Annotated in this window: 9 protein-coding genes; 4 read left to right on the top strand and 5 right to left on the bottom strand. The window is 71.8% G+C overall.

Annotation, left to right across the window (positions count from 1 at the left end):
- Positions 1–19 precede the first annotated feature (19 nt).
- The 3 genes from Apa02nite_RS25450 to Apa02nite_RS25440 all read right to left on the bottom strand — a co-directional run bounded on the left by Apa02nite_RS25450 (position 20) and on the right by Apa02nite_RS25440 (position 2,978).
- On the bottom strand, positions 20–673 hold the full coding sequence (locus Apa02nite_RS25450; RefSeq protein ID WP_067691558.1) for a biliverdin-producing heme oxygenase: 654 nt from the start codon (positions 671–673) through the stop codon (positions 20–22).
- A gap of 67 nt (positions 674–740) precedes the next feature.
- Positions 741–1,712, bottom strand: coding sequence for a WxL protein peptidoglycan domain-containing protein (locus Apa02nite_RS25445; RefSeq protein ID WP_203827214.1), 972 nt, complete (start codon positions 1,710–1,712; stop codon positions 741–743).
- Between the two features lie 111 nt (positions 1,713–1,823).
- Positions 1,824–2,978 (bottom strand): HtaA domain-containing protein, encoded by a 1,155-nt coding sequence (locus Apa02nite_RS25440; protein WP_203827213.1) that lies wholly within the window; start codon positions 2,976–2,978, stop codon positions 1,824–1,826.
- A gap of 150 nt (positions 2,979–3,128) precedes the next feature.
- Between Apa02nite_RS25440 and Apa02nite_RS25435 the strand changes: the two genes are divergently transcribed.
- Genes Apa02nite_RS25435 through Apa02nite_RS25420 form a run of 4 tightly spaced genes read left to right on the top strand, consistent with a single transcriptional unit; the run spans position 3,129 to position 6,772 of the window.
- Positions 3,129–3,869 carry a hypothetical protein gene (locus Apa02nite_RS25435; RefSeq protein ID WP_203827212.1) on the top strand — a complete coding sequence of 247 codons (741 nt, stop codon included), beginning with the start codon at positions 3,129–3,131 and terminating at the stop codon, positions 3,867–3,869.
- Positions 3,870–3,894: 25 nt separating this feature from the next.
- A complete protein-coding gene (locus Apa02nite_RS25430; RefSeq protein ID WP_203827211.1) occupies positions 3,895–4,917 on the top strand; it encodes a heme/hemin ABC transporter substrate-binding protein in 1,023 nt (340 codons plus the stop codon).
- 41 nt (positions 4,918–4,958) lie between these two features.
- Positions 4,959–5,966 (top strand): FecCD family ABC transporter permease, encoded by a 1,008-nt coding sequence (locus tag Apa02nite_RS25425; RefSeq protein ID WP_239164556.1) that lies wholly within the window; start codon positions 4,959–4,961, stop codon positions 5,964–5,966.
- Complete coding sequence (locus tag Apa02nite_RS25420) at positions 5,963–6,772, top strand: heme ABC transporter ATP-binding protein (RefSeq protein ID WP_307871977.1); 810 nt, start codon at positions 5,963–5,965, stop codon at positions 6,770–6,772. Before Apa02nite_RS25425 ends, Apa02nite_RS25420 begins: the two co-directional genes overlap by 4 nt.
- 181 nt (positions 6,773–6,953) lie before the next feature.
- Here the strand turns inward: Apa02nite_RS25420 and Apa02nite_RS25415 are convergent, their stop codons facing one another.
- Together Apa02nite_RS25415 and Apa02nite_RS25410 are read right to left on the bottom strand one after the other, a co-directional pair.
- Entirely contained in the window at positions 6,954–7,751 is a 798-nt protein-coding gene (locus tag Apa02nite_RS25415) for a S1 family peptidase (protein WP_203827208.1), read from the bottom strand.
- A gap of 247 nt (positions 7,752–7,998) precedes the next feature.
- Positions 7,999–8,940, bottom strand: a complete 942-nt coding sequence (locus Apa02nite_RS25410; RefSeq protein ID WP_239164555.1) for an N-acetylglucosamine kinase — start codon at positions 8,938–8,940, stop codon at positions 7,999–8,001.
- Positions 8,941–8,958: the final 18 nt, after the last annotated feature.

The following is an 8,958-nucleotide window of genomic DNA, read 5'->3' as shown; positions in this document are numbered from 1 at the left end:
CGTGGCGGGTGGGGTGCGGTCAGGCGGCGGGGACCAGATCCTCTGGATAGGCGGTGCCCAGCTCCTGGAAGATGGCGGCGTTCAGGGTGAAGGCCAGCTGGGACTCCTCGACCAGGGTGTCCAGGTCCGCGGCCGGGAGGTCGAGGGCGTCCAGGCGGGCGCGGTAGACCGTCTTGTAGGCCTTCGGGTCGGTGATCTGGTCGAAGCGGTAGAACGCCGTGCCCGCGTCGCCCAAGTGGTAGGTCGCGGCGACCTTGCGGCCGACCAACTGACCACCGGAGAGGTCGCCCAGATAGCGCACATAGTGGTGGGCCACGAAGTGGGCCGATGAGGTGTGGCAGTGCTCGCGCAGCCGGTCCGCGTAGCGGCGGGTGGCGTCGAGGGGCACGACGGACGACTCCCAGTCCGGGCCGTGCAGGTGGGCCAGATCGGACTCGAGGGCGGCGACCCGGGACAGGGCCGGGTCGGCGAAGTCGGCCGCGTCCGGGTGATCGGCCATCGCGGTCGCGGCGGCTTCCAGCTCCCGGTAGATGACCAGGTACTGGGCGGTCAGGGCGGTGAAACCGGTGAGCGGGACCGCGCCGGCCATCAGGCGGGCGATGAAACTGCGGGTCTCCGCGTCGCGGTGCTCGGACATGGTGGCCTTGCGGAGGCGTGCGGCGAATCCGGTCATCTGTCGGCTCGTCCTTCCTGGCTGTGCCGGTTGCGGGAGGGAAGCACGACAACGGTGTCGTACTCGATCATGCTGCGGGGGTGGGACGGTGTCCAGCGCGACGACGCCGTACGAACCGGACGATGAGGTAGAGCAGGACCGCGCCGAGCACCGCGACCAGAGCCCAGGGCCAGGCCCAGACGCCGGTGCTGCGGGACACCGCGGGAAGCTTCTGGTCGAACGAGGCGGGCTCGACCCAGACCTGCGCGGCCAGGCGGACCGTCGGCTGCACGCCGAGGATCTTCTCGGTCACGGTGACCGAGCCACCGGGCAGCAGCTCGGGGATCTCCATACCGCCGGTGCGGGCCAGCTCCCAGCCGAACGGGCCGGTCACCCGGACCGTGCCGGTGCCACTGAGCCGCAGGTTCCCGGTGTTGTGCACGAGGTATTTGACGGTCATCACGCCGCCGTCGGCCGGGTTCGCCGAGGTGACGTACTCCAGTCGTACCGTGTCGATCTTCAATGTCGGTGTGACGGCGCCGGCGACGGTGAGATAGACGCGGGCCGCGACCCGGCGGTCGACGAGCACCTTCTGACCGTTCGCGGTGGTCTGTTCCTCGGCGATCGAGGTGACCACTCCGCCGGCGTGGTCGCCCGGCGTCGCGTCGGCCGGCACCGAGATCGAGAACGGGATGTCCAAGCGGGTGTTCGCCGGCACGGTGTATCTCGTGGCGCCCAGCGCCGTCCAGGACCCGACGTCGGTCGGCTTCTGCGCGGCCGGGAGCAACGCGAACGAGCCGTCGTCGGTGGTGTACGCGTCGGTGCCGTACACGGTGAAGACCAGTGGGCGGGTGGTCAGGTTGGTGACCCCGACGTAGTCGGTGAGCCGTTCGCCGGGCGCGGCACGCCGGATGATGAAGTCCCGGCCGTCGGGGCCCTTCGCCGTCGACGGCTGCACCGACCAGCGCACGTCGGACGAGCCGCTGGGAGCGGCCGAGGCCGGCGCCGGGATCAGCACAGCGAGCAGCGACAGGGCGGCCAGCGCGCCACGTACGACCATGGTGCTCCTTACGATGGGTGCGGGCCGGACGGGAACTGTTGCGGAATTCCCGTCCGGTTCCCCGCCCGCTGGTGAATCAGGCGAGCGTCAGAGCTCGATGAGCGTCGGAGCTCAGGCGAGCGTCAGGGTGAGCACGGCGCTGTACTCACCGGCTGCGCTGGACTCGGGGATGCCGAGGCTCAGCGCCGCGCCACACGTGGAGCTGCCGAGGCTGCTCCCGGTGTCGGCCTTGCAGAGGGTGCGGCTCGCGCCCAGCCCGGTGCCGGGTGCGACCGGGCTGCCCGGCGCGACGGCGTTGGTGACGCCGTTCGCCGCGACCAGACCGGTGCCGGCGACCGCCGCGGTCGGTGTCCAGCCGAGGTTGGCGGCCGGGATGGTGGCCCCGCCGGTGGAGGCGAAATCGGTCACCTGACCGACCAGGTCCCAGCCGGAGTTGGTGCCGCGCAGGTCGCTGACCGTGACCGCGTTGAGGTTGCCGGTCGCGGTCTGGCCCGGGGTGGCCGCGGAGAGCGCCACCGCGGAACCGGCCGAGGTGAGCGTGAGTGCCCCGCCGGAGACCGCTGCGGTGATCTTCTGGGCGGCCGAGCTGCTGCCACCGGGCTGCTCCGGCTCCTGCGGCTCTTCCGGTTCCTGCGGTTCCTCCGGCTCGGTCGCGGTCGCGGAGGCGGACGCGGTGATCGGGTCGAGCGCCGAACCGGCCGAGTAGAAGCCGGCGAACGCGCCGGCACCCGAGCTGGTCAGCGTGCCGGCCAGGTTCGAGAACGAGACGGCGCCGTCGGTCACGGCCGGTGCGGTGGTCACCACGGTGGCGATCTCCGCCTGGTCCAGGTGCTGCTCGGTGCTGCCACCGTTGGCCACCAGGTCCACATCGGCCAGTAGTGCGCCGGTGCCGTCGCCGTCGACCACCAGGGTCGGGTTGGCCAGGGTGATCTCGAACATGTGCAGCGGGTAGGAGAAGACCACGGTCCCGCCGTAGGTGACCTTCGCGGTGCCCGCGGCGGCGTCGTACGTGCCGCCGGTGGCCGGGAAGTCGAACGTCCCGTCGGCGTTGCGGGTCGCGCCGTCCTTGACGGCGATCGGCGGGGTGCCGTTGCCGGTGCCGACGTAGGCCCGGAACGACGCCTTGAAGCCCCAGTCGAGGCTGCCACCGCCGACCTTGACCTCGGCGGCCATCGCCGGTGCGGCCGCGATCAGGGAGGTGGCGACGCCGAGAGCCAGCGCGCCGGCCAGCAGTGCGGCCCGATGCGAGCCGTGAGATGTGCCCATGCTCGTGAGTTCCTTCCGAATAGGGCAGTGACCCGCTGTCGCGAGTTCAGTTAGGGTAGCCTCACCTAACCTCATGATCAAAAGCAAGATCGCAGGGGTACGAATGTGGTGGGGGCGACAGTGCGCATCGGCCTGAGAACGGTGGCCACGGTGCTGACTCTGCTGGTGGTGGTGCTGTCCGGCACACCCGCGCAGGCGGCGAAGCGACTCTCGGTGTCCAAGACCAAGGGCCTGGACCGAGCCGGGCAGACGGTCACCGTCACCGGCCGTGGGTACGACGTGAAAAAAGGCATCTACGTGGCGTTCTGCCTGGACAACGGCGCCGGCGTGATCCCGTCGCCGTGCGGTGGCGGCGCCGACATGTCCGGCTCGTCGGGTTCCTCCTCGTGGATCTCGTCGAACCCGCCGTCCTATGGGGAGGGTCTGGCCACGCCGTACGGCGCGGGCGGCTCGTTCACCGTGTCGATCCGGGTCAGCCAGATGATCGGTGAGGTGGACTGCGCGGTCCGCGGCTGCGCGATCGTCACCCGGGCTGATCACACGCGGACAAGCGATCGGTCCCAAGACGTGCGGATCGCGGTTCGTTTCGCGCCCGCCAGGACCGGGACCGCAGTGACCGTGGCGCCGAGCCCGGTCAAAGGGGCAGCGGTCGCGCCGACCGGGAAGCCGACATCCCCGCCGGTCGGGCCGCCGACCGGACGCCTGGCCACCGCCGCACCGCACGCGGCCACGACGGTCGCCGCGTTGCCGGCCGCCGATCTCGCGCTGACCAGGACGAGCGCCGCCACGCCGCTCGGGCACTGGTGGGCGATCGGCGGCGCGTTCCTGGTCGGCCTGCTGTCCGCCTCCGTCGCGGGCCGGATCCGCCGCCGGAAAGGAAGCCGCGCGTGAATCGGTTGCTAGAGGGAGAAAGCGCATGAACCGCCGAGCCGTCGCCGCTGTCGCTGTCGTGTTCCTGTTCGGCGTGGCCGGGTGCACCGCGGTCAGCGAGGTCGGGCCGGAAGCCGCCGCGACCACCGCCGGCTGCGGCGTCGCCACCGCGAAGCTGACCAGCACCGACATCACCCCGCTCGACCCGAAAGCCACCCCGGCGCTACCGGCCACTGTCGACTCCGCGGACGGCCGCAAGGTCACCGTGACGAGCGCCGACCGGATCCTCGCGGTCAACCTCTACGGCTCCCTCGGCGAGATCGTTTTCAGTCTCGGGCTCGGTGACCAGGTGATCGGCCGGGACACCTCGACCACGTTCCCGGCGGCGAAGAAGCTCCCGCTGGTCACCCCGCAGGGCCACGACCTCTCCGCCGAGGCGATCCTCAAACTCAACCCCACCGTGCTGCTCGCCGACGACAGCATCGGCCCGCCGACCGTTCTCGATCAGGTGCGCCAGGCCGGCATCCCGGTGGTGATCGTGGACGACGAGCAGACCCTCGCCGCGGTGCCCGAGCACATCCGCGCGGTTGCCGCCGCCCTCGGTGTCGCCGAGGCCGGCGAGCGCCTGGTCACGACGGTGCAGGGCGAGATCGACGCCGCGCGCAAGACCGCGCCGGCCGGCGTCACCCCATTGAAGATCGCTTTTTTGTACGTACGGGGCACGGCCGGCGTGTACCTGATCGGCGGCCGGGGCGCCGGCTCGGACGCGATGATCGGGGCGATCGGGGCCGTCGACGCCGGAAGCGCGATCGGGCTGACGAAGTTCCGTCCGCTGACCAGCGAAGGACTGATCAACGCGGCGCCGGACGTGATCCTGGTGATGACCGAGGGACTGAACTCGGTCGGGGGAGTGGACGGGCTCCTCAAACTCGCCGGGGTGGCGCAGACGCCGGCCGGGATCCACCGGCGGATCGTCGACATGGACGACGGGGTGCTGCTCAACTTCGGGGCGCGCACCGGACAGGCCGTCGCCGCGCTGGCCAAGGCGGTCTACGGCCCATGCGACTGAACATTGCGGTGCTCAGGTCGTACCGGAAAACGGTTTTGATCGTGGGTCTTGCCGCAGGCCTGATCGTGGTCGCGCTGCTCGCGGCGGGGCGCGGACAGGTCCCGATCTCACCGGCCGAGGTCGCCGGATCGGTGCTGCACCGGCTCGGCCTGGACCTTGGCCCGATGCCCTCGGCGGTGCAGGGCGAGAACGCGTTGTGGCTGGTCAGGTTCCCGCGAGTGGTGCTGGCGGTCCTGGTCGGTGCGTCGCTCGGCTGCGCCGGGGCATTGATGCAGGGCGTTTTCGGCAACCCGCTCGCCGAGCCCGGCGTGGTCGGTGTCTCGGCCGGTGCGGCGGTCGGTGCGGCGGCCGCGATCGTCAGTGGAGTCACCCTGTTCGGCGGCTGGACCACCGCGATGGCCGCCTTCGGCGGCGGCATGATCACCACCCTGATCGTGTACGCCATGTCCCGCGCCAACGGCCGCACCGAAGTAGTGACCTTGGTGCTGACCGGCGTGGCGGTGAACGCCACCGCCGGCGCGCTGCTCGGCCTGCTGATGTTCCTGACCGACGACGACGGGGTCCGGGCGATCGCGTTCTGGCAGCTCGGCAGCCTGGCCCAGGCCACGTGGGGCGCGGTCGCGGTGGCGCTGCCGTGCGCGGCGCTCGGCCTCACGGTGGCCGCGGTCCTGGCCCGCAAACTCGACCTGCTCGCCCTCGGCGAAGGCCCGGCCCGGCACCTCGGCGTCGACACCGAACGGCTGCGGATCGTCGCGATCGTGGCGACCGCGCTGCTCACCTCGGCGGCGGTGGCGTTCACCGGGATCATCAGCTTTGTCGGCCTGGTGGTGCCGCATCTGATCCGGATGGTCGCCGGGCCCGGGCACCGGGTGCTGATCCCGGCGAGCGCGCTGGGCGGGGCGGTGGTGGTGGTGCTCGGTGACCTGATCGCCCGGACCGCTGTTGATTATCAGGAGTTGCCGCTGGGGGTGCTGACCGCGATGGTCGGCGGGCCGGTCTTCTTCTGGCTTTTGCGCCGCACCCGGGCGCGGGCCGGGGGTTGGGGGTGAGCGGGTTTGGCGTGGAATCGGACTCGGGCCGGGGTCTCGGGGTACGGGCGGCCGGTGTGCGGGTTCGGCTTGGTGGGCGTCATGTCGTTGACGGCGTTGACCTGCACGCCGACCCCGGCGAGGTGATCGCTCTGGTCGGGCCGAACGGTGCGGGGAAGTCCTCGCTGCTCGCCGCGCTGGCGGGCGACGTGCCGGCCGAGGGTGCCGTCGAGGTGGCCGGGCGGGCGGTCGGGACATATCGGCCGGTTGAGCTGGCCCGGCTGCGCGCGGTGCTGCCGCAGAAGGCCGTGCTGTCGTTCCCGTTCACCGTCGGTGAGGTGGTGCGGATGGGCCGTGCCCCGTGGGCCGGCCGGCCGGAACGCGCCGAGGACTCCGCCGCGGTGGCCGAGGCGATGCGGCAGACCGAGACGGCCGGGTTCGCCGACCGGCCGTTCCCGGCGCTCTCCGGCGGGGAACAGGCCCGGGTCGCCCTGGCTCGGGTCCTGGCTCAGCGAACCCCGGTGCTGCTCCTCGACGAGCCGACCGCGGCGCTCGACCTGCGGCATCAAGAGCTCGTCTTGGGTACGGCACGCGAACGAGCCCGCTCCGGCGCGGCGGTGATCGTCGTGCTGCACGATCTGGGGCTGGCGGCGGCCTACGCGGACCGGGCGTATGTGCTGGCGGGTGGCCGGGTGCGCGGGGCCGGTCCGCCGGCGGAGGTGTTCACCAGGGAGCTGCTGAGCGAGGTTTACCAGCACGAAGTCGAGGTGCTGCCCCACCCGTCCGGCGGCGCCCCGCTGGTCATCCCCCGCCGACCGAGCGTGTGAAGTTGTGGCGTGTGCGTCTCGCGCGGACCGAGCGTGTGAAGTTGTGGCGCGTGCGGTCTCGCGCGGAACGAGCGTGTGAAGTTGCGGTGCGTATCGCGCCGTAACTTCACACGCTCGGTGGTTTTGCTTCGTGTGTGGGGAGTTCGGGTGCGGAGCGCGCCCTGACTCCCCACACTCGGGTTCAGCCGCCCAGCGTCGTGGCGGCGGCGGCGATCGTGGCGGCGAAGTAGCTGACCTGGGTGTAGACGCCCGGCTTGTTCGGCCGTGCGCACCCGTCGCCCCAGCTCACGATGCCGACCTGGACCCAGGCGTTGGCCGAGTCACGGCGGAACATCGGGCCACCCGAGTCACCCTGGCAGGTGTCGGTACCACCGGCGGTGTATCCCGCGCAGATCTCGTTGCTCGCGATGATCTCGCCGTTGTACATCGAGCTGGAGTTGCAGGTGGTGTCACTGACGAACGGAACGGTCGCCTTCAGCAGGTACCGCTGCTGCGCACCACCCTCGGTGGCGGCACCCCAGCCGGCGATCGTGAAGGTGCCGGTGTCGTAGGCGGTGGTCTTCGCGATCGGCAGCGTGGCGACGCCGGTGACCGGGCTGGCGAGACGGATGAACGCCCAGTCCTTGCCGCTGCCGGTGTAGCCGGGCGCCCGGTAGACGTAGTTCGACTTCCGGGTGATCTTGCTGGTCGAGTTCAGGTCGACCACGCCCAGGGTGGCGGTGATCGAGGTGTTCGTGCCGGTCGCGCTGACGCAGTGGGCCGCGGTGAGCACCAGGGTCGAGCTGTACAGGGCGCCCCCGCAGCCCATCGACAGCCGCACCATCCACGGGAACTCACCCAGAGTCGCCCGGGTGCCGCCGACCACGCTGGCGTCGGCGTGCGCCGCGCCCGGGGCGGCGAGTGCGCCCATGCTGGCCACGGTGATCGCGGCGGCGAGTGTCGCTGTGGTCCTCGCCAGAAGGGTTCGCCAACTGCGCATCTTCGGTTCTCCTCGTCGCGGGGGATACGCCCGGTGGGGCGCTGAGGAGAGAATTGCATTCACATCCATGAATGCGGGTATCCCAAACCGCTCATACCGTCACGCCCACGATGTGTTCACACCCGCGAAACAACCAGCCCCGCTCCAGACCGCGGCCCCGGCGCCGGGCCGGGGCTGGTTGTCAGGGGTGTGTCGGGGTGGTGAGGCACCCCTGAGAGCCAGCCGAGCTCCGGGCCGGGGCTGGTTGTCAGGGGTGTGTTGGGGCTGGGGAGGCAGCTCTGGGGGTCGGCTGGGTGGTGGCGGCCAGGCGGGCGGCGGCCTCGGCGGGGTCGCCGGCCAGCGTGACCTCGGTGCCGCGGGCGCGCAGGGTGGTGAGCAGGGCGTCGCGGATCGGGGTGTCGGCGGTGAGCAGGCTGCCGGCCAGCACGACCGGGCCGGGGGAGTCGAGGCTGTCCAGGGTGCGCAGCAGGCGGCGGACCGCGTCGGTGACGATCGCGGTGGCGTCCGGGTCGCCGTGCCGGGCCTCGGCGCAGACCGTCGGGGCCAGCGCGGCGATCGCGTCCAGCGGCAGGGCCTGCGCCCAGCGCACCAGCTCGTCGCAGGAGGTGACGCCGGCGTGCGCGGCGATCCGGGTGGCGAACGGTGAGTCGAAGGAGCGGGCCGCGGCCCGGACCGCGCGCAGGCCCAGCCACCGCCCGGAGCCCTCGTCACCGAGCAGCCAGCCGAGCCCGTCGACGACCCGGACGATCGCGAGCTGGTCGATCCGGGCGGCGACCGCGCCGGTGCCGGCGATCAGCACCGCGCCGGACGGCGACCGGGTGCCGGCCACGAACGCGGTGAGCACGTCGCCGACCACGGTCATCGGGCAGGTCAGCCCGAGCTCCGTCCACATCTGACGAAATCGGTCACGGGTGCGGGGGTCGTCGAGGGCGCTGGTGCCGGACAGGCCGAGCGCTGCCGCCCGTACCGAAGCGGGGGAACGGTGACCCAGAGCCTGCCGGACGGCGGCGGCGATCTCGAGGAGCGCGGCCGGCCCCGCCGAGATCGGATTGCCGGGACCGGCCGCGCCGCGCCCGACGATCCGCCACGGGCCTGCCGCGTGGTCCGGCGATTCGGCGATGACGGCCCGGGTGCCCGTCCCGCCCGCGTCGATGCCCAGAGCCAGCTCCATGCCAACAGATCGAAGCATGAATATTTCTTGTTGACT

Source organism: Actinoplanes palleronii, assembly GCF_016862315.1.
Classification (GTDB): domain Bacteria; phylum Actinomycetota; class Actinomycetes; order Mycobacteriales; family Micromonosporaceae; genus Actinoplanes; species Actinoplanes palleronii.
Note: the sequence above shows the minus strand (reverse complement) of the source record. Positions and strands in the feature narration are given on the sequence as shown.